This window comes from Cyanobium sp. ULC082 (genome assembly GCF_977927535.1).
Genome location: NZ_OZ376398.1, coordinates 846,593 through 870,358 on the forward strand (window position 1 = coordinate 846,593; position 23,766 = coordinate 870,358).

A 23,766-nucleotide genomic window follows, 5' to 3' on the forward strand; every position below is an offset into this window, starting at 1 on the left:
CTGGCCCCGGGGCCGGCGATCGGAGATGATGGCGCCGATCCGTACCTGGCCGCGCCTCGGCGATGAGCCTTCTGCACGCCACCTGGCTACCGGCCGACGCCAGCGGAATGGCGGTCGCCGGTCTGCTGCTCTGGGCCGATACCTGGCGCGTGGCCGGCCCGGCCACCCCCACCAACGCGCCCCTGGCCCATCCGCTCAGCCTCGATCAGGACGATCTGGGGGCCTGGCTGGAGGAGTGGGATCTCTGGACCGAATCCTTCCGGCCCGCCACCGCCTGCCTCAGCCTGCCCAGTCGCCGTCAGAGCTCCCGGGGCCGGAAGCAGGATGAGATGGCCGGCTGGAGCGGGCTGCCCCTGCAGGCCGGCGAACCGATCCCGAAACAGGTGGAGTGGTGGCCCTGGCAGGTGGAGGGCCTCTGGCTGGATCCAGCCGCCGCCTCGCTCTGGCTGGAGCGTCTGCCGCTCTCCGGCAACCATCCCGACCTGGCCGATGAACTGCGCTGGTGGAGCCATCTGCAGCGCTGGAGCCTCAGCCTGATCGCCAGGGGGCGCTGGTTGCCCCAGGTGGAGGAGGGCCGGGCTCAGTGGCTTCCCCTGCTCAACCGTCAGGACGACCGGCGCCGGCTGGAGGATCTGGCCACCCGGCTGCCCCAGGTGGCGGTGGCCGCCCTCTGGCGCGGTCCCCTCACCAACGGCACCCCTCCCCTGGCCTGCTGGCGTCCGGGCTCAGGGCGGTTGCGGCTGGTGGAGATCCTCTCCCGTCTGGTGGACGCCCAGCTGCGCTGTGGCTTCAGCCCCAGCGTTGATGGCCTGGATCCGTTGCTGGCGGCCTGGCAGCAGGCCCTGGGCCCCGGCAAGGGGGAGCTGCGGCTTTCAGGCGAGGAGGTGGAGAGGCTGAGCACCACCACGCACCACTGGCGAGAGGCGGTGGCCGGCCGGTTGGCCCCGGCCCGGGCCTGCCTGGAGCTGGACACGCCTGCGGAGGGCGATGAGCTCTGGGAGCTGCGCTTCTGTCTTCAGGCCGAGTCGGATCCCAGCCTGACCTTGCCGGCGGCAGCGGTCTGGGCCGCCGGTGAAACCAATCTTCAGCTCGGTGAGGTCACCATTCCCCAGCCCGGTGAGCTGTTGCTGGAGGGCCTCGGCCGGGCCCTGCAGGTGTTCGAGCCGCTTGAGCGGGGCCTCGATGCCGCCACTCCCCAGCGGATGCAGCTGGCCCCGGCGGAGGCCTTCGTGCTGGTGCGCACCGCCGCGGCCCGGTTGCGGGATGTGGGCGTCGGCGTGCTGCTGCCGGCCAGCCTCAGCGGAGGTCTGGCCAGTCGCCTGGGGGTCTCGATCGAAGCCGAGCTGCCGGCGACGTCGCGGGGTTTCAGCCTCGGCGAAACGCTGCAGTGGCGCTGGGAGCTGATGATCGGCGGTGTCACCCTCACCCTCAGGGATCTGGAGCGGCTGGCCGGCAAACGCAGCCCGCTGGTGCAGCACAAGGGGGTCTGGATCGAGTTGCGACCGGGTGATCTCCGCAATGCCGAGAAGTTCTGCGCCCTCGATCCCGCCCTCAGCCTCGATGACGCCCTGCGGCTGACCGGTAACGAAGGCGAAACCCTGCAGCGTCTGCCGGTGCACCGCTTCACGGCCGGCCCCAGGCTGCAGGCGGTGCTGGAGCAATACCACCAGCAGAAGGCTCCTGATCCCCTGCCCGCCCCGGCCGGCTTCGCCGGCCAGTTGCGCCCCTACCAGGAACGGGGCCTTGGCTGGCTGGCTTTCCTGCATCGCTTCGATCAGGGGGCCTGCCTCGCCGATGACATGGGGCTGGGCAAGACGATCCAGTTGCTCGCCTTTCTGCAGCACCTCAAGGCTGAGCAGGAACTGAAACGCCCGGTGCTGCTGGTGGCTCCCACCTCGGTGCTCACCAACTGGAAGCGGGAGGCGGCGGGCTTCACCCCGGAACTCATGGTGCTGGAGCACTACGGTCCGAAGCGGCCCTCCACGCCGGCGGCCCTGGCCAAGACCCTGGAGGGTGTGGATCTGGTGCTCACCAGCTATGGGCTGCTGCAGCGTGACAGCACGCTGCTGGCCTCGATGGACTGGCAGGGAACGGTGATCGACGAGGCCCAGGCGATCAAGAATCCCGCCGCCAAGCAGTCCCTGGCGGCGAGGGAACTGGCCCGCTGCGGCAAGCAGGGTGGTGGCGGCCGCTTCCGGATCGCCCTCACCGGTACCCCTGTGGAGAACCGGGTCAGCGAACTCTGGGCGTTGATGGACTTTCTCAACCCGAAGGTGCTCGGCGAGGAGGAGTTCTTCCGCCAGCGCTACCGGTTGCCGATCGAGCGCTACGGCGACACCGCATCGCTGCGGGATCTCAAGGCAAGGGTGGGGCCGTTCATCCTGCGCCGGCTCAAAACCGACCGCTCGATCATCTCCGACCTGCCCGAAAAAGTTGAGTTGCGGGAATGGGTGGGCCTGACCCCGGAGCAGACCAGGCTCTATCGCACCACCGTCGATGAAACCCTTGAGGCGATCGCCCGCGCGCCCCTCGGCCAGAAGCACGGCCAGGTTCTTGGCCTGCTCACCAGGCTCAAGCAGATCTGCAACCACCCGGCCCTGGCTCTCAAGGAATCGGAAGTGGGTGAGGGTTTCGGAGCCCGCTCCGCCAAGTTGCAACGGCTCGATGAAATCGTCGAAGAGGTGATTGAAGCCGGTGATCGGGCCCTGCTGTTCACCCAGTTCGCCGAATGGGGACATCTGCTCCAGGCCCACCTGCAACAGCGCTTCCGTCAGGAGGTGCCCTTTCTCTACGGCAGCACCAGCAAGAACGAACGCCAGGCGATGGTGGATCGCTTCCAGGACGACCCGCGCGGCCCGCAGCTGTTCCTGCTCTCGCTGAAGGCCGGCGGTGTGGGCCTCAACCTCACCCGGGCCAGCCATGTGTTCCACATCGACCGCTGGTGGAATCCGGCCGTGGAGAACCAGGCCACCGATCGGGCCTACCGGATCGGCCAGACCAACCGGGTGCTGGTGCACAAGTTCATCACCAGCGGCTCGGTGGAGGAGAAGATCGACCGAATGATCCGCGAGAAGGCCCGTCTCGCCGAAGACATCGTGGGTTCAGGAGAGGAGTGGCTGGGCGGGCTAGACCCCGGTCAGCTCCGCGATCTGGTGGCGCTCGACGAGTGACCGGATAGCGACAGAGCCGCCAGTGCTCTGCCGCTATCCGGCGCCGGCGCTGATCAGAGAAAAGCGGTTTGAGCTTGGACGTCGGTAACGACAGAATTGGCAACGTAGCTGTAATAGGAACTTCCGCCGCCGAGCTGAGCCAGAATCACTGATCCGGATCCAACCTGATGAAACTGCGTGAAAGGCTGTACGGATATTGGCAATATGATCAGTTCAGGTGTTCCGCCCACAGACCAGTCAGCGATATAATCAAACTCGTTGGCAACGATGTCGTTTCGCAAGTCGAAGAAATCAAGCCCATCTCCTCCGTAGAGAACATCATTTCCCTGGTTGCCAATCAGAACGTCTGATCCCATGTCACCAAGCAGGATATCATTTCCCTGGTTACCGATCAATACATCTGATCCCTCTTGGCCGAGTAAGATATCATTTCCTTGGTTGCCAATCAGGTTGTCATCGCCGCTCCCCCCGAAAAAGCTAACTGCATTTTCGGTCGTGGAATAGAGAAGGTCGTTCCCATCTCCGCCAAATCCAAAGTCTTTGCCATTGGCAATGATCGTGTCATCACCGCCTTCACCGAAGGCACTCGATGAGGCGACTTCTGTCGATGGTGCTGTGCCTGCAAAGAAACTTGTGTATAGAAAGTCTTTCCCCTCTCCACCGAGGAGCCAGTCATTTCCTGTTCCCCCAAAGATCGAGTCGTCGCCAGAATTGCCAAGGATCAGGTCACTGCCGTTCCCACCAATGAGCTGGTCATTCCCGAGCCCTCCCAGTAACTGGTCGTCATCGTTGCCGCCATCCATCTGATCATTGCCAGCCCCACCCAGGAATTGATCACTACCGGCGCCACCGAAGAAGCTGTCATCGGCTGCAGTGCCGCTGAAGACATCAGATCCAGCCGTGGCTTCGTAGGTGGAACCTGTGAAGATTGTATCAGCAGTGAAGATTTGATTCTGAATTCTCTGGTCAAGATTCGCTGGCGTGTCAGCCTGGTCGAAGGCCGTGGCTGGACTGCCATATTCGGCGAGAAGATGGGTCTGAAAAGCTTTTTGCTCTCCCAGGATCGTTAGAGCGCTTTGACCAACCGTTGTGAATGTCGAGCTGGCTGTGAAATCGAGTGTCTCATCGATGGCAGAACTGATGCTGCCATCTGCCAGGAGATATCGGAAGTTATGACCGTTTGCCTTGATCGGGTAGCCATCGCCTCCATTGGCAAGAAAATTCAGTGTGACGACACTGATGCTGCTCGGCGCATCAATGCTGACTTCACCATTCTCAACAAGGCGGGCGATTACCGTGTCATCTTCAGCGATTGCAGCGATGCTGGTAATGCGCGATCCAGCGGCAAGGTCGGGGTCAAAGGAAAAGCTGATTCCACCGATCTGCGGGAAGCGGCCCTGGTTGCCGAGCACCGCAACACTGTGTTCGAGAATGGCCTTGAGGCCCGCCGCGTCGGTGTCGAACACGATCAGCAGGTTGTTGAATCGGAGCGAGTTCTCGATGTCAAGCTGCGAGATGCCGCCCTCCGTCTTGCCTGCACCGGGGTTCGCCAGAGGCGGGTTCTTGTCGCCCGAACCGACTTCCACAGAGCCGATTGCGGTTCGGATGCCGCCACCGTTCTTCAGCGAGGCCACGATCGTGCCCCCGACGAGGGCCGCTTCTGCTGCCGTTTTGTTGGCGTCGGCGCTGAGGTTGCCGAGGTTGGTCTCCTGGTTGCGCACGAGGTTGCGCTCACCTTCGAGATAGACGTCAGTGAAGCCGAAGAGGTTGCCGTCCTTCGCTTCAATCACTGCCTGCACGGCCTCGGTGATTTCAGCCACCTGCTCACCTTTGGTTCCTTCGGCAAAGGCTGTCGTGGCGAGATCGGCGGCATCGACGCCCCAGGCCGCTGCCACGTTTTCAGTGGTCGAGGCATAGGCGCCGTTGATGTCCTTGTCGAGGCTTTCAACGATGATCTTGCCCGCCTCGTCGAAGTCCACGACGAGGCGGCCGAGATAGGTGTATTCGTTGTCCGTGTTGACGATCAACGTCGTACCTCCATCTGCGCCCGTGGCGACAATGGGATAGGTGTTCGCAAAATCCGCAGCATGGCCTGGGAAGAGCACGGCTTGATCAGTTTCGTCACCAAGCCGGGTGTTGGAGCCGGCTGCCAGGATGATGTCCACGCCGCGCAGAAGGGTGGCCAACTCCTGTTCGAGGGCGATCTGCTGGAGATGCGCCATCACGATGATCTTGTTGACACCCTGTGCGATCAGATCGTCGATCACAGGCTGAAGTTGCGCCGCGAGCAACACCATGTTGTTGGCCTCGGTTCCTTCCGCGAAGCCCTTCACCTCGACATTGCCTGTGGAGGAGATGGTCTCGATGATCTGTGTCGTGGCACCGACCAGGCCGATCTGCTCGCCGCCGGACGTCACCACAGTGGAGGGCACAATCTTGCTCGCGAGGCTTGCGGCTTCCTCGAGTCCACCCACGGCTACCGTCTCCTGGAAGCGAGTCACGATGTCTCTGTCACCCGTGAAGTCGAGGTTGGAGGAGAGATAGGGGAAGGCAGCGTCAGCGACGATATCGCTGAAGACGCGCGTGCCGAAATCAAACTCGTGGTTGCCGATGGTCGAGGCCTGCACACCGATGCGATTGTGGATTTCGATGTCGGCGGCGCCGGGGTTGTCGCCCCTGTTGTGTGTAGCTGAGACGGTCGGATCGGTACCGGCGGCGAAGAAGGGGCCTGGAATGTAGTTGTCGCCGCCTGCCAGTATCAGCGTATTGACGTAATCGTCGTCGAATGCATCGACCAGTGCAGCCAGATTTGGTGCCGTCTCGGCAGCCAACAGCCCCGCCTCCCCATCGGCAAAGTGCAGGAGTTGCAGGCGGAAGTTTGGCGCCACGCTGAAGATGGAGAGTGTGTTGCTGACCTCGTTGCTTGTAACCAGCAAGGCAGAGCCGGTTGGGCTGTCCTCGGCAGCGATGACCAGCAGACCCTCTGGGCTGACATCACCGGGCCTCAAGGCTGAGCCGGTATAGCTCACTTCATTGGGATTTGTTATATCAAAGGCAAGTGTGATGTTGGAGCGTTCGAGCCCGACGAAGGCGTAAGTGCTTTCACCAATAGTTGCGACCTCGATGCCTTCAGGTTCGGGCCCCTTGTTGTCGCTCCGAGCGTCGTCGAATAGAGAGGGAAATTCGGTGGCGATGATTCGCTCAATCATGTCGCCGCTATCGAAGACAATTGCACCGTTTTCATCAAGAATCGAGAAAGATCGTGCCCCATAGGCAAGAATCTGGTCGATGTCACCATCATTGTCTGTATCGCCACGTAGCCCGGGCGCATTCGACACTGTAAGGCGGCCTAAATCAGTGTTGGCTTTCAGTAAGGCCTCATCTGGAAAGATAGTGTCATCGAGATCGTAGCTGGAGTTGCCTAGGCGAATAGTTTCATCCGGATTCAGAAAGTCGTCGCGATCATCACCCTCGTTCGCGATCACGAAAAAGCTTGAACTCCCAACCTGATAACTATCGATTGCATCGGGCATGTAGAGGCCAGAGACTGGATTACCGGTTGTCAGATTCATCAGATTGCTGCTTTCAGGCCCGTCACGATCGGAGAAATCAGTAAAGAGACCTGCGTAACTCTTACTTCCCAGTGGCACGATTTCGGTGAAAGTGGCCGTCGTAATATCGAGTATCGCCACTGCATTGGCTTCCTGCAGGGTCACCATGGCCGTACTTCCATCGGCCGAAATGGCGATGTACTCGGGCTCCACGTCGAGTGAAACTGATTGCCCGGCAAAGATGCGCACGCCCGCCGCTCGCAGAGCTGTTTCCTGACCGTTGAAGGCGGTGAAGTCGACGGTCACCTCAGTGGAGTTGGTGCCGTTCAGCGAGATGATCGATACGGAGCCCGCGCCTCCTGCTGTGCCATTGCTGAGGAATTCACCCTCATTGGCAACCAGCAGCTTGGTGCCATCCGGCGTGAAAGTCAGCATGTCTGGTACAGCGCCGACTCCCACGTCGCCGATCAGGCTGCCATCAGCAGCGTTCAGCAACACGACATGACCGTTGTCGGCCTTGTTCAGTGCTGGCAGAGCCACAGCCACGATTCCCCCCTTCACAGCAACAGAAGTGATATCTGTTCCGGCGAAGCCGAGTGATCTGAAGTCGATCAGTTCGATCAAGCTTGGGGAGGTGGGATCTGCCAGGTCGACGATCTGAAGACCGCTGCTCGAAGTGATGAAGAGGCGATTGCTGCCAGGGTCGAAGGCAGAGATTTCAGCGCCTGCCAAGGTTGTCGTACCAATTGGAAGAATGCGCAATGCATTCGTCGGAAGCACAGTGGGAATGGCGGCAGTTGACATGGGATCAGCAATCCAATCTGGTTGGACCATGACATGCCATTCAGCGATTAAGAACAAGAACCCGTTAACTTGCCATTAAGTTCTCGTCAATCCTGCCTGCCTGCTTAATTCATTTAGCTGATCAAGAGATCTGCCTCCTTTCACCTGTTTTCTTCTGGGCTCTATGGGGAAATCGTAGCCAATTGGCAATTCTGAGTAGTCAATAATGGCGATTCTTGGATGATGCTTTTGCGGTCCAGATTGAATTGAGTTCCTTGTGGCTGGTTTTAATGTGGAGGCGGAGATTCAGTTGAGGGGAATGTCGATGCCCAGCCACGGCTCCTTTTTCCTCGACGCCTGGTTATGTACTCATTGATCACGACCCATGGTAGAGCCGGCCCTTGGGCAAGACCCGATTGGTACAACTCAGCAGGCCGACACGTGGTGGGGCTTGACGACATCTGGCCATGGGGCTTCATGGCGACAACGATTGTCTGTGTTGCTGATGATTTGCCTTGCTCTTTTATTTTCGGTTTAGTCTTGGAACCACTTTCGTTCCGAGAGTTTCCTGAGTTGATGTTGCTGGCAGAATCACCACTCCTCCGCGCTGGCTGCTGCAGACTGAGAACACTTCGGGAGCCAGCAGGGTCAGTAGCCCGAGGAGCCGGGTGGCGGAGCACTGGCCGGAAACCGCTTCAGGAAAGTGGCCACCTCGATCGGGCGGGGCTGGTCGTAGCCCACCGGCAACCAGATGTCGCCGGCAGCGGAGCCGAAGTGGATGTCCCAGTTGTAGAGCCCCACATAGGCCCTGGGGTCCTCCTGGATCAGGGAGGCGTAGGTGAGCACGGCGATGCCGTAGTTGTCGCTGTTGTTGTAGCCCCAGAGTCCCTTGCGGATGTCCTTGAGGCCCCCCCGGCGAACGAGGTAGCGCGCCGCGGCCTGGATGGCGTCGTGGGGATCGCGGATGCTCCCCTTGCCGATGCCCGCCTGGCTCCAGGTGGTGGGCAGAAACTGCATCGGCCCCTGGGCGTTGGCCACCGACACCCCATCGATGCGGCCCATCCCCGATTCCACCAGGTTCACCGCCGCCAGCACCTCCCAGGCGATGCCGGTGGCCGCCTCGGCTTTCTTGTAGTAGCCGATCAGGGCTTCGGCTGGCTCTGGTTGGATGATCCGCCAGGCCGGCAGGGTCGTGGGCTTGCGGCCCCGGCGATGCATGGCCAGAAAGGCCCGCCGCGCCACCAGATGCCGGTCGTAGGTGCTCAGCCAGGCGGCGGGAAGGAAGCGGCGCACCTGTTGCGAGCGGGTTTCCTGGTGTGAGAGAACCCGATAGATCACCTGCTGCTGATGGCCGAGGCCCGGCAGCTCGGCGGCGGGGGTCTGCGGTGAGCGCAGGGCCTCCTCCACGCCAGCCAGCAGGGTCGCCAGCTCGGCCGGATCGGTGGGAACAAGGGGGTACTGGCGGCCGCTGGCATCCCTGGGCCGGGCCGGATCAGCGGGCAGGTTGATCGCGGCAGCAGCCAGGGGCTTGATCGCCGCTGCGGTGGTGCCCGCCACCTGTGTCGCCCCCGACAGGCCAGGCGATTGCCTCAGGACCAGGGCGAGCGCCAACGCTCCAGCCGCACCAGCGACGACCAGCAGACGGTTGGACGGCTTGCGCATCGGGGGTGGGGTCCGGGGTCTGGGGTGATCCTTGGACACGAGGCTAGAAGAGGCCCCTGGTGTCAGCCTGGCTGACCCGCTGCCTTCCCTGCTTGGCGACCGCCGCCCTGCTTGAGCTGCTCCTGCCGGCCCTGCGCTCCCCGGCAGGGGCCGTCGCTTTCATTCCGCTGTATGCGCTCTGGGTGACCCTGCTGCTGCCGGGGGTCTGGGCCTCGATGCTGGCTGGCGCCCTCTACGGACCCTGGGTAGGCAGCGCCGTGGTGTTCACCGGTGCGAGCGGCGGCGCGATCGCGGTGTTCCTGCTGGGCCGTGGCTGGCTGCGCAACTGGGCACGGCGGCGGCTGGCAGCCACCCCGAAGCTGCTGGCCATCGAGCAGGCTGTCAGCCGTGAGGGCCTGAAGCTGGTGCTGCTCACCAGGCTCTCGCCTGTCTTTCCGTTCAGTCTGCTCAACCTGGCCTATGGCCTCAGCGAGGTGAGCTTCCGTGATTACGTGATCGGCCTGGTGGCGATCCTGCCGGGCACGATCCTGTTCTGCGGCCTCGGCGCCCTGGCCGGGGATGTGGCCCGTTTCGGCGCCGTGCTCTCCGGTGAGGCCGATGCCACCACCTGGTCCCTGCGGCTGCTGGGAATCGGCGCCACCTTGGGCTCGATCTGGCTGGCGGGGCGGGCGGCTCGCCGGGCCCTGGAGACGGGCACGGGGGGGCGTGATCAGGGCTGAGCCGGCAGCCGCCAATCCCGGATCGCCGCCACCAGCACGAACCAGGCCAGGCGCAGCCGGGCCAGCGGGCCCCGGCGAGCCGCCAGCTCGGCGTGCTTGGCCCGACCGCAGTCGGTTTTGATCCATCGGTGCGCAGCCGGCACGCCGGCGGGATCGCGGTTCATGGCGGCGGCTGGCTGGGAAGGACGGTGCCGGGCGTTGGAACCTGCCCGGATTCAACGCTAGCCAGCGCTTCAAGCAAGTCCCGCAGTCCCGCCTCATCAAGCACGGCCACACCGAGCGCCTCGGCTTTGCCGAGCTTGCTGCCGGCCTCCTCGCCCGCCACCACATAGCTGGTTTTGCGGCTGACCGAACCGCTCACCTTGCCCCCGGCCGCCTCGATCAGGGCCTGGGCGGCACTGCGGCTCAGGCTCGGCAGGGTTCCGGTGAGCACGAAACTCAGGCCGGCCAGGGGGCCGCCACCTGGAGCCTGCCCGCCGCCGGCCGGATGGTCGCTCTGGCGGGCCGCGAGCGAGAGGCCCAGGCCCGCCAGTTCGGCGACAAGCGCCCGGTTGGCCGGAGTTCCGAACCATTGGCGCAGGGACTCGGCGATCTCGGCGCCGATGCCGAACACTGCTGTGATCGCCTCGGGGTGCTCGGCGGCGGCGGTGCCGAGCGCCGCCACTGAGGGGAAGACCCGCGCCAGTGCCTTGGCGTTCACAGCCCCGACATGGTGGATGCCGAGGCCATAGAGCTGCCGGTGCCAGGGCTGGGCCTTCGAGGTGGCCAGGGCCGCCACCAGGTTCTCGGCCGACTTCTCCCCCATCCGCTCCAGGCTGGCGAGCAGGGCTCGATCGAGGCGATAGAGATCGGCGATCGAGGCCACCAGGCCCCGGTCCACCAGTTGTTCAACAAGTTTGCCACCCAGGCCATCCACGTCGAGGGCTGCCTTGCTCACCCAGTGGCGCAGGGCGCCGCGCAGGATGGCCGGGCAGCTGCTGTTGACGCAGCGGGTCGCCGCCTCCCCCTCCTCCCGCACCAGCTCCGAGCTGCATTCGGGGCAATGGCTGGGCAGCTCCAGGGGCCTGGCGCCGGCTGGCCGCAGTTCGCTGAGCACCCGAACCACCTCCGGGATGATCTCACCGGCTTTGCGCACCACGATGGTGTCACCGGCGTGCAGGTCGAGCTCGGCCAGCCGGTCGGCGTTGTGGAGAGTGGCACGGCTGACGCTGGTGCCGGCCAGCTGGACCGGTTCGAATTCGGCGACCGGGGTCACGGTGCCGGTGCGACCCACCTGAACCGCCAGGCGCAGCAGCCGGCTGGGGGCTTCCTCGGCGGGGTACTTGAGGGCGATCGCCCAGCGTGGGTGAGTTTCTGTGAAGCCGGCACTGTCCTGGAGCCGCAGGTCGTCGAGCTTCACCACCACCCCGTCGGTGGCGTAGGCCAGCTCGCTCCGCCTGGTTTCCCAGGCCGAGAAGAAGGTTTCCACCGCTGCCAGATCGGCGCAGCGCTCAGCGTTGGGGTTCACCCGGAAGCCCGCCGCCGCCAGCCACTGAAGCGAGTCCCATTGGCTGCTGGGCCGCGCCGGCCGCCAGTCGCCTGGCAGGTGCAGGGTGTAAGCGAAGAAATCCAGCCGACGGGAGGCCACCACCTGGGAATCGAGCTGGCGCAGGGTGCCGGCGCAGGCATTCCGTGGGTTGGCGAAGGGGGCCTCATTGCGCCCCAGCCGCTCGGCGTTGATCTCGGCGAAGGTGTCGTCGCGGATCAGGGCCTCACCGCGCACCTCCACCCAGGGCGGTGGATCCTCCAGCTGCAGCCGCAGCGGCACCGCCTGGATCGTGCGCACGTTGGCGGTGATCTCCTCGCCGCGCTCCCCGTCGCCGCGGGTGGCGGCCCGCACCAGCAGGCCGTGCTCGTAGCTGAGGGCGAGGGCGTTGCCGTCGATTTTGAGCTCGCTGACCATCGTCAGGTCAGGCCTGGGCTCACCTGCAGTGGGAAGACGATCGAGTTCCCTGAGCAGGCGGGTGTACCAGGCCTCGAGTTCCACCCAATCCCAACCCTTCCCCTCCGAAGAATCTTTTGATTTGGCCTGAACGAAGCCGTTCTTCAGGCTGAACAGTGGAATTCGGTGCTCCACGCTGAAGAATCCTTGCGCCGGCTCCCCACCGACCCGCTGGGTGGGGCTGTCGGCGGTCACCAGTTCGGGATGCCGGCGTTCCAGCTCCTCCAGCTCCCGGTACAGCCGGTCGTAGACGGCGTCCTCCAGCTCAGGAGCGTCGAGCACGTAGTAGGCGTGGGCGGCACGGGCAAGCAGCCGACGCAACTCGATGGCCCGGGTGTGCTGGACGGGGGTCGCCGCGGGCCGCTCGTCGTCGCTGAGTGAGAGGGTGGTCACGGGCGTCGGGAGGGCGTGGCGGCCTTCAGGCCGCAGCCAGCTTGCTGATCCGGTCCACCCGCCAGGCCTCATCCACCTTCACGAAGGTGAAATCAAGCGGCAGTTCGTCCTTGGCTTCCGATTTCAGCTTCACCGTCAGGATGACCTGACCGTCCTGAAGGCGGGGCCGCCCGGATTTGAGGTTGCGAAACTTGTTCAGCTGCAGCCCTGCCAGGAAGCGGATGAACTGCTGCCGGTTCACATGGGAGCGATAGTTCTTGGTGGTGAGCAGGTAGGCGCCGTCAATCTGCCCTGAAGCCACCTGGGTGAAGAACTGCTTGAGCAGGGGGTTGATGCCGCGGGCGCTGAGCACCAGCTTCACGGCCGTGTAGGTCCAGTAGAGCAGGAGGGCGCCGGCGGCACCCAGCAGCAGTTTGGTGCCGATCGTCTGGGCCAGACCCCAATCCATTGTGTGCGAAGGCGCTTTCAGGGTTCAGAGTCTGACCGACGATCCCACCAGACTGGTGAACGTCCAGGCACGAAGCCGAAGCGGCATGCCCCTTGAGCCCCTGCTTCCCCTGTTTCATCGCCTCGACCGGGAGCATTTCGAGGGTTCCCTGGCCCCCACCGGTCGCAGCCTGGTGGAGCTGCGCTGGAGTGATGGCCGCATGAGTCGCACCGCTGGCCTCTACCGCAGTGGCCGCCGCCCGGATGGCACGGACCTCTGTGAGATCGTGCTCTCCCGGCCGTTGCTGGAGCCCCTGCCACGCGAGGCGATGCTCGGCACCCTCTGCCACGAGATGATCCACGCCTGGATCGACCGGGTGCTGGGGGTGCGGGAAGTGCACGGTCCCCACTTCCGCGCCCGGATGGCGCGGATCAACGCGGAGCAGAGCAAGTTCCAGGTGAGCCTCCGCCACCGTTTCCCGCTGCCGCTCACCACAGCGCGCTGGCTGGCCCGCTGCCCCTGCTGCGGCGTCACCGCCCCCTATCGCCGGCGGGTGCGGGGGGTGGCCTGCCGCCTCTGCTGCGACCGCTTCCACGGTGGCCGCTGGAATGCCGCCTGCCTGCTTCGCTTCGAAGCCTCGGCCCCAGGAACCACTGCCACCTAAGGTTCCCGCTGCTGCAGGCCGCAGGCATGGATCTTTTCCTCTGGGTGCTCCAGGCTGGCGGCGTCTCGATCACGCTGGTCGGACTGGCCCGGGAGCGCTGGCTGCGGCAACGCGTCCGGCCGGGGCCCAGCCGTTAACGTTGGTTCAACACCAGTTTGCGCGCAGGTCAGGCAAGGCCATGAACGGTTCCGGTGATCCTCCACGCCGAGGCAGACGCCGCTCAGCCGGAGGCACCCTCGATCAGTGGATGACGGCGGGCCGGCAGCTCGTTGATGGGGTTTCCGGGGCTCGCCCCGGCTCCCGCTCCCAGGGGCGCTCCAGCAGCGGCCCCCCTTTGGGCAGCTCTGCGTCCAGCGGCGGCTTCCAGGGGCTCGGCCGCTGGGTTGAAGATCGCCTCGACTGGTTCATGGAAGAGGAGGACGACTGGCCCGAACCCTGGCAGGAGCGGATCCCCGAGCGGGAGGCTGCCCCTCGGTCCCTGTCTTCCACCCCACCAGCTTCCCCCTCGTTCCGAGCTCCTGGCCGCCCTGCTCAGATTCCCCAGAATCGCCCCGAGCCCCCTGGCGGCGCGGCCCAGCCGCCACGGCGAGCCCTTGAGGCCATCTCCCGCCGCGCCGCCCCCTGCTGCCGCCGGCCGCGGAGCAGGGGGAGGCCATCCCGCGAGAGCTACGACCTGCCGCGCTGGCAGCGGCCTGAACCCGCAAACCCGGTGCAGCCCGCTCCCCCAGAGGCCCTGCCCCGCTCCAGCCGGAGCCGTCCTTAACCCTCCAGCGGCCCCGGGGCCTCTAGGTTGAACAGGACATCCGACCCATGGACCGAGCTGGCATGAGCAACCTGATCGTGGTGGGCTTTCCCAAGGCAGAGGAGGCCGATTCGGTGCGGCGGGAACTGGTGAACATCCAGCAGGAGCATCTGATCTCCCTGGAGGATGCGGTGGTGGTCGAGCACGACGACAACGGCCAGGTGCAGTTGCGACAGGCCGTCAACCTCACGGCCGCCGGAGCTCTCGGTGGAGGCTTCTGGGGGTCGTTGGTGGGCCTGCTGTTTCTCAATCCCCTGCTCGGCGCGGCAGTCGGTGCCGGCGTCGGTGCCGCCTCCGGAGCCCTCAGCGACCTGGGCATCAATGACAACTTCCTGCGCGAAGTGGGGGAAACCCTGCCGAAGGGCAGCGCGGCCCTCTGCCTGCTGGTGCGCGATGCCACCCCCGACCGGGTGATCGAGCGCCTGCGCAGCTACGCCCCCCAGGCGAAGCTGCTGCGCACCAGCCTCAGCCACACCGACGAAGACCGCCTGCGGGAGCTGCTCGAGCAGAGCCGTAAGCAGGCCGAAGCCCTGCGGCTCGGCTGAACTGGGCCGCGATCACCCGGAGCACTGGCTGGGGCCAAGCCAGTGCTCCAGGGCCGGCGAGAACACCTCCCGGATCACGGTGAGCGGCTTGCCGCCCCGGAAGAAGCGGTAGTGACGGCTCCAGAACGGACCCTGCCGCTCGAAGCCTTGCTCCAGCCAGGCCGCCGACACCTGGGCAAGCCCATCCACTTCCCGGAACAATTCAGCCCGATCGGCGCTGAGGCTGCGCCAGATCGGCAGTTGACGGTCGCGAAGACTCTGATCCGCTTCGATCTGATTCCACCAGCTCTCAGCCCAGGCCAGGGCCACCCCATCGCAACGCAGCCACACCTGACGTCGCAGCAGGGGGATGTTCAGCTCAGCCACCTCGACCGGCACCCGGTTATCGGCGGCCTGATCGGCTGCCATCGTGATCAGCTCCACTTCCACAGGGGCCCCTGTGAGCAGCTCCAGGTGGCGGGTGGGGCTGCCATCGCCCAGCAGCAGCAGTCGCCAGGGGCCGCTGAGAAGCTGGCTGGTGCTGGCCTCGGCCAGCGCCCCGAAGGGTTTCTCCCAGATCGGCTCGGGTGAGGCGAACGCAGGGCCCGCCAGCGGTCTGCGCAGCCCTTGATCGGGGCCGGAGCAGGCCGATTCCGTCATCTCAGGGGGAGCCGCCGATGCTGACCCGCTGCTGCTGGCCATTGCGTTCGATCACCACGGAATCACCGGAGGTGGAGTGCAGCCGCCAACCGGTGGAGCCGATCGGTTCTCCAACCGCGGTGCTGGTGGCATTGCCCTCGAGGCTGAAGATGGCGGATCCACCCCTGCCATTGGCCTGGACCACCCCGACCAGCTCTGGCGCCGAGCCGATCGCCACCGCGCCGGCACCGGCGCCGGCGCCGAAAGCGGGGCTGACGGATTCCCCGACGCCGATCGGCCGGGCGTTGCCCAGCACGGGGGCCGCGGGCACCGGACGTTGCAGCGTTCCGCGCAGGGGCACCAGCAGCGGTCGGGCCTGGATCGCCTGGCCGCCACCTTCGAGCGAACCCAGCTCCTGCAGCCAGGGTTCCTGCGGCGGTGGCGGCGGCAAGCTGGGATCAACGGGCAGGCCTTCCGCCCCACCCAGGGCCGCGATGGCGGCGGGTGGGGCGATCGCAGATCCGCTGTCGGGGGGAGCGGCCCCGAGTGAGCGCAGCCGCTCCAGGAGTTGAAGGTTGCGTTCCTGAACCAGGGCCTGGTTGCTGATGCTCCACTGCTGCCAGAGCAGCAGGGTGGTGCCGATGCCCAGCAGGGAGAGCAACGCCAGCAAGGCCAGCACCAGGGGAGGCTGGCCGCGCTTCGGCTCCGGGCTGGTGGCGGCGACCCCGGCGGGCTGGGGCCGCCAGGGCGGTTCGTCCCGCACCACCACATCGATCGGCGCGGAGTCCACCGACCCGAGCGGCGCGGCCGCGGCCCGGATCGCCGGCGTCGACGCAGCGAACACCCGGTCCATCACCTGATCGGTCTTGAGTTCCCAGTAGGCGCGAGAACTGGTGATGCCGCGGGAAGTTGCCATCGAGGCCGCTGGGCTCAAACGTCGGGCGCGCCCACCGTAACGACAGTCCCGGTGCTTGACGAGGGGCCGGTCGCGGCCAGGGAGCGGCGCCGGTTGAGCTCGAGCCAGAGCAGCAGGGCCGTGACATCCGCAGGGCTCACCCCCGGGATCCTGGAGGCCTGGCCCAGGTTGCAGGGCTGCACGGCACTGAGCTTTTCGCGGGCTTCCTTGGAGAGGGTGGTGATGGCGTGGAAGTCGGTGTCGGGGGGAATGGGGCGATTCTGTTGCTTGCCGGTCTGGTCGATCTGCTGCTGCTGACGGGCCAGATAGCCGCTGTACTTCAGATCGATCTCGGCGGCTTCGCGCACCTCACGGGGCAGGGCGGGATCGGCCAGGCCATGGTGCACCAGGTCGGCGCTGTGGAAGCCGGAGCGCCGCAGCAGGTCGGCCAGGGTGATCGAGCCCCTGATCGGCGCGCCGGTCTGAGCCTCCACCGCCGGCGCCACCGGGTCGCTCGCCTTCAGACGCACCGTGGCCAGCCGCTGTTGCTCGGCCGTGATCGCCGCCTGCTTGCGCTCGAAGATCTGCCAGCGGCGCGCGTCGATCAGCCCCAGCTCGCGGCCCAGCGGTGTCAGGCGCCGGTCGGCGTTGTCGCCCCGCAGCACGAGCCGGTATTCGCTGCGGCTGGTCAGCACCCGGTAGGGCTCCTTGAGGTCCTTGGTGACCAGATCGTCGACCAGGGTGCCGATGTAGCTGCCCTCGCGGGGGAAATGCACGGCTTCCTGGCCGCGGATCCGGCGGGCGGCATTGAGGCCGGCCACCAGCCCCTGGGCGGCGGCCTCCTCGTAGCCGGTGGTGCCGTTGAGCTGGCCGGCTGTGAACAGGCCAGCCAGTCGCCTGGTTTCCAGGGAGGGCTTGAGCTGGGTGGCCGGGAGGTAGTCGTAGTCAACGGCGTAGGCGGGCCGGAGCATCACGCAGCGCTCCAGCCCCGGCAAGGTGCGCAGCAGCTCCAGCTGCAGCCGCTCCGGCAGGCCCGTGGAGAACCCCTGGACGTAGAGCTCAGGGGTGTCGCGGCCCTCTGGCTCCAGGAAGATCTGGTGGCTGTCCTTGTCGGCGAAGCGCACGATCTTGTCTTCGATCGAGGGGCAGTAACGCGGGCCCTTGCTGTCGATGAAACCGCCATGGACCGGCGTGAGGTGGAGGTTGTCGCGGATCAGCTGGTGGGTGGCCGCCGTGGTGCGGGTGAGGTGGCAGCTCATCGGTTCACCGCTCACCCAGGCGGCGGGATCGAAGGAGAAGAACTGATCGGCTGCGTCGCTGGGTTGTTCCTCCAGCTGGTCCAGTGCCACGCTGCGCCGGTCCACCCGGGCGGGGGTGCCGGTCTTGAGACGGCCTGTCGTGAAGCCCAGCATCTGCAGCGCCTCGGTGAGCCCCTCGGAGGGCTGCTCCCCGGCCCGGCCCGCCGGCATCGACTGGCTCCCCACCCAGATGCGCCCCCCCAGGAAGGTGCCGGTGGTGAGGATCACGGCAGCGGCGGCGTAGGTGCTGCCGAAATAGGTGCGAACGCCGATCACCCGGCCGTCTCCAGCTGCGGGATCGCCCTCCACTTCCAGGTCGACCACCATCGCTTCGCGCAGGGAGAGATCGGGGGTGTGCTGCAGCAGCTGCAGCATCTGGCGGGCGTACTGGCGTTTGTCCGTCTGGGCGCGCAGGGCCCACACCGCCGGTCCGCGGCTGGCGTTGAGCACCCGTTTCTGCAGGGCGGTGGCATCGGCGAGCCGGCCGATCACCCCGCCGAGGGCATCCACCTCGTGCACCAGCTGGCTCTTGGCCGGTCCGCCCACGGCTGGATTGCAGGGCTGCCAGGCGATCCGATCGATGTTGAGCGAAAACAGGGCGGTGTTGATTCCCAGCCTCGCGGCGGTGAGCGCCGCCTCACAACCCGCGTGGCCGCCGCCGACCACGATCAGCTCGAAGGATTCGGTGGGGTCTGCGCTGAAGGCCATGACTTGAATTTATGGTGGGCCAGGCGGAGATGGGGCAAGGTCTGGAGCAAACGCCCGGTGAATGGGCCCGATGGCTGAAATGTCCAGCAGTGCAGACCGCTCTGGTGCTGATTGATCGGATCAATAACATCGCCAACCCCGTCGTAAAGATCACCACCTCAACATTCCGAGGTGACGCGACGTTGGTAGCTGGAGACCGCTATCAGGGAACTGAGATCGGCCTCCGCCTGCAAGATTTGTGCTCAGAGTGGTGAAGCATCGACTGAGCCCTTTCCAAGCCAACGTCTTTGATGGGGTGCTGCGGGGGGCACTACCACCTAAGCCACCACCTAAGCCACGATCATGGCTACACGATCATTCAGCCTGAGGATGTCTGTGCGGCGGAGCCCTTCCAGAAAGGCAGAAGATGAAGCGGGCAGCCTTCCCGCCTGGCCACCGGACGACGGGTTTGGATGGGCTGGACTGCATCCTGATGACCTAGAGGACAAACTTACTTGGTGCTGAAGGAGCCGGTCTCGTTGGAACGAGCTTTTGATGGGATCCATCATTCCCCTGGGTTTTCGGATGAAAGGGGAGGTGGCTAAATAGTGGAACATGGCAGGCACCAAGCAAGGAGTGACCGGCGGCGAAGGTTCAGGAGGCCATGATCTGGATGTTTGTGGCGGTAAGTGCTGGCAGCCCTGTCAGTTGTGCGAACGACACAGCTCCCCCAAGGCCACTGCCATCAGCATCAAAGCTGAGGATGCCAGTGGCGCCGTCGTAGACAAATACTGCCGAAGCGGGCAGTGGCTGGGCAGCAAGGCGGAAGTTTGCCGCAGCCAAGGTGCCTAACGGCAGGGCACCAAAGCCAGCGCTGACCACCTGGATCTGTTCGGACGCGGCGGTGAAGTCGGTGATGAGATCAAGTCCCTGGTTCGAGGCGAAGTACTTGAACTGATCCACCCCACTGCCGCCGGTCAGGGTGTCGGCGCCACTGCCGCCAACCAGAAGATCATTGTTGCCCCCGCCATCAAGTGTGTCAGCGCCGAGACCACCCAGCAGGGTGTCGTTGCCGTTACCCCCCAGAATCGAATCATTGCTGCGTCCGCCATCAAGGGTGTCGGCAGTGGTGGATCCGGTGATCACGTCACGGCCTTGGGATCCCTGTACGGCCTCGATTCCAATCAGCCTGTCCTGGTCACCAACACCGAAATCGGTGAGCCCTGTGGCCAGATTGATTGACCCTCCCACAGCCGAATAGCTGTAGTCCGCCAAATCCCCGAGCCCGAGCCCGCCATTGAGCGTGTCCGCTCCGAGACCACCCAGCAAGGTATCGATGCCATCGTCGCCGAAAAGAGAATCGTTACCTGCCAGGCCACTGAGTTGGTTGGCTGTGGCAGTGCCGGAAATCGTGTCGTTACCGGCACCACCCACGGCATTCTCGAAGTTGAGGACGGTGGTGTTTCCGATGCCCGTGATCACCGCCACGGTGGTGAGCAGGTTGATGGCTCCTCCATTGGCACCACCCAGGAAACTGAAGTCAACGGTGTCGATGTCGAGGCCCCCATCGAGGCTGTTGACTTCGTTGCCACCGAGCAAGGTGTCATTGCCGCCAAGACCAAGCAGGGTGTCAGTGCCACCACGTCCATCAAGGAAGTTGGAGTCGGCGGAACCCGTGATCGAGTCGTTGCCATTGCTTCCGATCACATTCTCAATCGATGTGAACGATTCATTGACTCCGCCGATCGAGCTGGTGCCCGTGGGAAGAGCGATGGCTCCACCGGTGGACGAGAAGCTGTAATCGATCAGATCCGAGCCAACGCCGCCATCAAAGCTGTCAATGCCTTCCCCACCGATGAGGGTGTCGTTGCCATCCCCCCCGATCAGGGTGTCGTTGCCACCGGAGCCCCGCAGATTGTCAGCAACGGCACTGCCGATGATCGAATCATCACCGCCCTGGCCATCGATGAAGTCAAGACCCGTCACCGTGATGCCGGTGAAGTTGAGGTTGTCGTTGGTGGTGGAGCCGAAGCTGGAGCCGCCGTAGATCTCCTGGCCGTTGGCCAGCACTTGTTCGATCCCGTTGCCAGCCAGGCTGAAGCTGCTGCCGATGAACCACCAGGCGCCGCTCACGATTGACACCGTGTCGATGCCCGTACCTCCATTGAGGTTGTAGGCCTGGTCGTTCCACACCTGGATCAGGTCGTTGCCGACATCGCCGAGGATGGTGTCGGCTCCGAAGGCGAACAGGGTGTCGTTGCCGATGCCGCCATTCAGGAAATCGTTGCCGCTGCCGTTGGAGGTGTCGCTGTCCAGGATGTCGTCACCACTGGCGCCAATCAGCGTGTCGTTACCACTGTCTCCGTAGAGGGAATCGTTGAGCAGGCTGCCCAGAATCGAATCGTTGTCGTTGCCACCGAAGATCCTTGAAGCAGCCGCCAATCCCCGGATCGTGTCGTTGCCGCCTTGGCCTGCGATGAAGTCGAGACCTGTCACCGTGATGCCGGTGAAGTTGAGGTTGTCGTTGGTGGTGGCCCCAGAGGTCGCCCCGCCGTAGATCCCTCGGCCATTGGCGAAGATGGCCTCGATCCCGTTGCTCGCCAAGCTGAAGCTGGTTCCGATCAACCACGAAGTATTTGCGATCGATACCGTGTCGATGTCGGTACCGCCCTGAATGTTGTAAGACTGGTCCGACCAGACCCGAATCAGATCATTGCCGGCATCGCCGCGAATCGTGTCGCCTTGGAAGGCAAACAGCGTGTCGTTGCCGTTGCCGCCGATCAGGGAATCGTTGCCAGTGCAGCTGGCCTGGGTGTCGAGGATGTCGTCGCCATCTCCACCGATCAGGATGTCGTTGCCATTGTCACCGGTGAGGGTGTCGTTGAGCAGGCCGCCCAGGATCGAATCGTTGTCGTTGCCCCCACGAATCTGTGAGGCCCCCACCAGTCCCTGAATCGTGTCATTGCCGCCCTGGCCGTCGATGAAGTCAAGGCCCGTCACCGTGATGCTGGTGAAATTGAGGTTGTCGTTGGCGAGGCTGCCATAGATTTCCTGGCCATTGGCCTGGATGGCTTCGATCCCATTGCCCGCCAGGCTGAAGCTGCTGCCGATGAACCACGAAGTATTTGCAATCGACACCGTGTCGATGTCGGTACCGCCGACGTCGGCACCGCCCTGAATGTTGTAAGTCTGATCCGACCAGACCAGAATCAGATCGTTGCCGGCATCGCCCCGAATTGTGTCGCCCTGGAAGGCGAACAGCGTGTCGTTGCCGTTGCCGCCGATCAGGGAATCGTTACCGGTGCAGGTGGCCTGCGTGTCGAGGATGTCGTTGCCATCACTGCCGATCAGGGTGTCATTGCCATTGTCACCGATGAGGGTGTCGTTGAGCAGGCCGCCCAGGATCGAATCGTTGTCGTTTCCCCCACGAATCTGTGAGGCCCCCACCAGCCCTTGAATCGTGTCATTGCCGCCCTGGCCATCGATGAAGTCAAGGCCCTTCACCGTGATGCCGGTGAAGTTGAGGTTGTCGTTGGTGGTGGCTCCAAATCCCGAGCCGCCGTAGATTTCCTGGCCGTTGGCCAAGATGGTTTCGATTTCGTTGCCCGCCAGACTGAAACTGCTGCCGATGAACCACCAGGCAGCGCTCACGATCGACACCGTGTCGGTGTTAGTACCGCCATTGAGGGTGTAGGCCTGATCATTCCAAACCTGGATCAGGTCGTTGCCGGTATCGCCAAGGATGGTGTCGGCTCCGAAGGCGAACAGGGTGTCGTTGCCGATGCCGCCATTCAGGAAATCGTTCCCAGTCGCTGCTGAGGTGTTCAGGTCAAGAATGTCGTTGCCCGAGCCTCCGATGATGGTGTCATTGCCGCCATCCCCATTGAGGGTATCGTTGCCACTGCCACCATTAAGTGAGTCGTTATCGGAGCCACCGCGAAGTTGATCGGCGATGGTGGAGCCGGTGATCGTGTCGTTGCCGCCCTGGCCGTCGGTGAAGGTCACCCCACTGAGGGTGATTCCCGTGTAGTTGATCTGATCGGCGGTGATGGCGCCGATGCTGCCGCCGGCGTAGATGCCGAAGTTGTTGCCCTGGATGAGCTCGATACCGTTGCTTGCCACGCTGAAGGCGGTGCCGGCTAACCAGTAGCTGGATTGGATCGAGAGGGTGTCGGTGTTGGCTCCTCCTTGGAGGGAATAGGCCTGGTCATTCCAGACCTGAATCAGGTCGTTGCCGACATCGCCAAGGATGGTGTCGGCTCCGAAGGCGAAGAGGGTGTCGTTGCCGATGCCGCCATTCAGGTAGTCGTTGCCGGAGGCATCGGTGGTGTCGATGAGATCGTTGCCATCACCACCAATCACCGTGTCGTTTCCCGCGTTGCCGGAAAGTGTGTCGTTGCCGAAGCCCCCGTTCAAGGAGTCGTTATCGGCACCGCCGCGGATGGAATCGCCTCCTGCAGATCCGGTGATCGTGTCGTTGCCGCCCTGGCCGTCGGTGAAGGTCACCCCGGTGAGGGTGATTCCCGTGTAGTTGATTTCATCGGCGGTGCTGGCGCCGATGCTGCCGCCGGCATAGATCCCGAAGTTGTTGCCCTGGATGATCTCGATGCCGTTGCCCGCGAGGCTGAAGCTGGCGCCGGCCAACCAGTAGCTGGATTGGATCGAGAGGGTATCGGTGTTGGCTCCTCCTTGGAGGGAATAGGCCTGGTCATTCCAGACCTGGATCAGGTCATTGTCCGCACCCCCGTCGATGGTGTCGGTGCCGAAGGCAAACAGGGTGTCATTGCCGATGCCGCCGACCAGGGAATCGTTGCCTGAAGCATCGATGGTGTCGAGGATGTCGTCACCATCACCGCCGATCAGAGTGTCGCCATCACCATTGCCGTTGAGTGTGTCATTGCCAAAACCGCCGCTGAGCAAATCGTTGCCCGCGCCACCACGGATCAGGTCGGATCCGTCGGAGCCCTCCACGGTGTCGTTGCCGGCCTGGGCATCAATGAAGCTGACGTTGGTGAGCGTGGTGCCGTTGAAGCTGATTGAGTCGTTGCTGTTGGCGCCGATGCTGCTCCCCCCATAGATCGCGAGGCCATTGCCCTGAACGATCTCGATGCCATTGTCAGCCAGATTGAAGCTGCTGCCGATGAGCCAGTAACTGCTGGTGATCGAGACGGTGTCGGTGCCGGAGCCGCCTTGCAGGGTGTAGGATTGATCGCTCCAAACCCTGATCAGGTCATCATCGGCACCACCATCGATGGTGTCTGCGCCGATGGCGAAGAGGGTATCATTGCCGGCGCCACCAACCAGATAATCATTTCCTGCGGCCGTGGAGGTGTTGGTGTCGATCAGGTCGTTGCCATCACCACCCAGCACGGTGTCGTTGTCTCCATCCCCATTGAGGGTGTCGTTGCCACCACCGCCATCAATCAGATCGTTGCCTGCGGCGCCTGAAATCAGATCAGCCAGGTCGGAGGGGATGCCGCCGACGATGCCATTGGTAATGTCATCGGGAGTGATGACATCGGCATTAACGGTTCCGTTGATGAGGGCCATGGTTACAGTTTGAGACTGCGG

Annotated in this window: 14 protein-coding genes; 5 read left to right on the top strand and 9 right to left on the bottom strand. The window is 64.2% G+C overall.

Annotated features, from left to right (window positions below; all coding sequences use genetic code 11):
- Positions 1-62: 62 nt before the first annotated feature.
- Positions 63-3,170: a DEAD/DEAH box helicase gene (locus ACXMDY_RS13560; protein ID WP_259701823.1), complete on the top strand. Its 3,108-nt coding sequence runs from the start codon at positions 63-65 to the stop codon at positions 3,168-3,170.
- 53 nt (positions 3,171-3,223) lie between these two features.
- On the opposite strand, the gene ACXMDY_RS13565 is transcribed toward ACXMDY_RS13560, so the two are convergent.
- Positions 3,224-7,525, bottom strand: a complete 4,302-nt coding sequence (locus tag ACXMDY_RS13565) for a choice-of-anchor I family protein (RefSeq protein ID WP_259701824.1) — start codon at positions 7,523-7,525, stop codon at positions 3,224-3,226.
- 627 nt (positions 7,526-8,152) lie between these two features.
- Entirely contained in the window at positions 8,153-9,166 is a 1,014-nt protein-coding gene (locus tag ACXMDY_RS13570; RefSeq protein WP_259701825.1) for a lytic transglycosylase domain-containing protein, read from the bottom strand.
- 92 nt (positions 9,167-9,258) lie between these two features.
- On the opposite strand from ACXMDY_RS13570, the gene ACXMDY_RS13575 reads away from it, so the two are divergent.
- Positions 9,259-9,885: a TVP38/TMEM64 family protein gene (locus tag ACXMDY_RS13575; protein ID WP_259701826.1), complete on the top strand. Its 627-nt coding sequence runs from the start codon at positions 9,259-9,261 to the stop codon at positions 9,883-9,885.
- Here the strand turns inward: ACXMDY_RS13575 and ACXMDY_RS13580 are convergent.
- From ACXMDY_RS13580 to ACXMDY_RS13590, 3 genes are read right to left on the bottom strand one after another with little or no spacing between them, the layout of a single operon-like run.
- Complete coding sequence (locus tag ACXMDY_RS13580) at positions 9,876-10,049, bottom strand: hypothetical protein (protein ID WP_259701827.1); 174 nt, start codon at positions 10,047-10,049, stop codon at positions 9,876-9,878. The genes ACXMDY_RS13575 and ACXMDY_RS13580 overlap by 10 nt on opposite strands.
- Positions 10,046-12,259, bottom strand: coding sequence for an NAD-dependent DNA ligase LigA (gene ligA / locus ACXMDY_RS13585; protein WP_259701828.1), 2,214 nt, complete (start codon positions 12,257-12,259; stop codon positions 10,046-10,048). The genes ACXMDY_RS13580 and ligA overlap by 4 nt, the downstream gene beginning before the upstream one ends.
- A gap of 25 nt (positions 12,260-12,284) precedes the next feature.
- Complete coding sequence (locus tag ACXMDY_RS13590) at positions 12,285-12,707, bottom strand: hypothetical protein (protein ID WP_259701829.1); 423 nt, start codon at positions 12,705-12,707, stop codon at positions 12,285-12,287.
- Between the two features lie 85 nt (positions 12,708-12,792).
- Here ACXMDY_RS13590 and ACXMDY_RS13595 point away from each other — a divergent pair, with 85 nt between their 5' ends.
- From ACXMDY_RS13595 to ACXMDY_RS13605, 3 genes are all read left to right on the top strand, one after another.
- Positions 12,793-13,350, top strand: coding sequence for a SprT family zinc-dependent metalloprotease (locus ACXMDY_RS13595; RefSeq protein WP_259701830.1), 558 nt, complete (start codon positions 12,793-12,795; stop codon positions 13,348-13,350).
- A gap of 178 nt (positions 13,351-13,528) precedes the next feature.
- Positions 13,529-14,113 (top strand): hypothetical protein, encoded by a 585-nt coding sequence (locus ACXMDY_RS13600; RefSeq protein WP_457767652.1) that lies wholly within the window; start codon positions 13,529-13,531, stop codon positions 14,111-14,113.
- A 62-nt stretch (positions 14,114-14,175) separates the two neighbouring features.
- Positions 14,176-14,697, top strand: a complete 522-nt coding sequence (locus ACXMDY_RS13605) for a DUF1269 domain-containing protein (RefSeq protein WP_259701901.1) — start codon at positions 14,176-14,178, stop codon at positions 14,695-14,697.
- 12 nt (positions 14,698-14,709) lie between these two features.
- On the opposite strand, the gene ACXMDY_RS13610 is transcribed toward ACXMDY_RS13605, so the two are convergent.
- The 4 genes from ACXMDY_RS13610 to ACXMDY_RS13625 form a co-directional block, all read right to left on the bottom strand.
- Positions 14,710-15,336, bottom strand: coding sequence for a chorismate lyase (locus tag ACXMDY_RS13610; RefSeq protein ID WP_259701832.1), 627 nt, complete (start codon positions 15,334-15,336; stop codon positions 14,710-14,712).
- A 1-nt stretch (position 15,337) separates the two neighbouring features.
- The gene (locus ACXMDY_RS13615; RefSeq protein WP_457767653.1) at positions 15,338-16,231 is read right to left on the bottom strand and encodes a hypothetical protein; all 894 of its coding nucleotides are present in this window, start codon (positions 16,229-16,231) and stop codon (positions 15,338-15,340) included.
- 14 nt (positions 16,232-16,245) lie between these two features.
- Positions 16,246-18,216 (bottom strand): tRNA uridine-5-carboxymethylaminomethyl(34) synthesis enzyme MnmG, encoded by a 1,971-nt coding sequence (gene mnmG / locus ACXMDY_RS13620; protein ID WP_259701834.1) that lies wholly within the window; start codon positions 18,214-18,216, stop codon positions 16,246-16,248.
- Positions 18,217-18,849: 633 nt separating this feature from the next.
- On the bottom strand, positions 18,850-23,745 hold the full coding sequence (locus ACXMDY_RS13625; RefSeq protein WP_311133934.1) for a beta strand repeat-containing protein: 4,896 nt from the start codon (positions 23,743-23,745) through the stop codon (positions 18,850-18,852).
- Between the last annotated feature and the right edge of the window lie 21 nt (positions 23,746-23,766).

Excerpts from the sequence above, each read along its gene's own strand:
- ACXMDY_RS13560 (WP_259701823.1), top strand. The coding sequence starts at position 63 with ATGAGCCTTCTGCACGCCACCTGGCTACCGGCCGACGCCAGCGGAATG.
- ACXMDY_RS13610 (WP_259701832.1), bottom strand. The coding sequence starts at position 15,336 with ATGACGGAATCGGCCTGCTCCGGCCCCGATCAAGGGCTGCGCAGACCG.
- ACXMDY_RS13565 (WP_259701824.1), bottom strand. The coding sequence starts at position 7,525 with ATGTCAACTGCCGCCATTCCCACTGTGCTTCCGACGAATGCATTGCGC.
- ACXMDY_RS13625 (WP_311133934.1), bottom strand. The coding sequence starts at position 23,745 with ATGGCCCTCATCAACGGAACCGTTAATGCCGATGTCATCACTCCCGAT.
- ACXMDY_RS13615 (WP_457767653.1), bottom strand. The coding sequence starts at position 16,231 with ATGGCAACTTCCCGCGGCATCACCAGTTCTCGCGCCTACTGGGAACTC.
- ACXMDY_RS13605 (WP_259701901.1), top strand. The coding sequence starts at position 14,176 with ATGAGCAACCTGATCGTGGTGGGCTTTCCCAAGGCAGAGGAGGCCGAT.
- ACXMDY_RS13590 (WP_259701829.1), bottom strand. The coding sequence starts at position 12,707 with ATGGATTGGGGTCTGGCCCAGACGATCGGCACCAAACTGCTGCTGGGT.
- ACXMDY_RS13595 (WP_259701830.1), top strand. The coding sequence starts at position 12,793 with ATGCCCCTTGAGCCCCTGCTTCCCCTGTTTCATCGCCTCGACCGGGAG.
- ACXMDY_RS13570 (WP_259701825.1), bottom strand. The coding sequence starts at position 9,166 with ATGCGCAAGCCGTCCAACCGTCTGCTGGTCGTCGCTGGTGCGGCTGGA.
- ACXMDY_RS13580 (WP_259701827.1), bottom strand. The coding sequence starts at position 10,049 with ATGAACCGCGATCCCGCCGGCGTGCCGGCTGCGCACCGATGGATCAAA.
- mnmG (WP_259701834.1), bottom strand. The coding sequence starts at position 18,216 with ATGGCCTTCAGCGCAGACCCCACCGAATCCTTCGAGCTGATCGTGGTC.
- ACXMDY_RS13600 (WP_457767652.1), top strand. The coding sequence starts at position 13,529 with ATGAACGGTTCCGGTGATCCTCCACGCCGAGGCAGACGCCGCTCAGCC.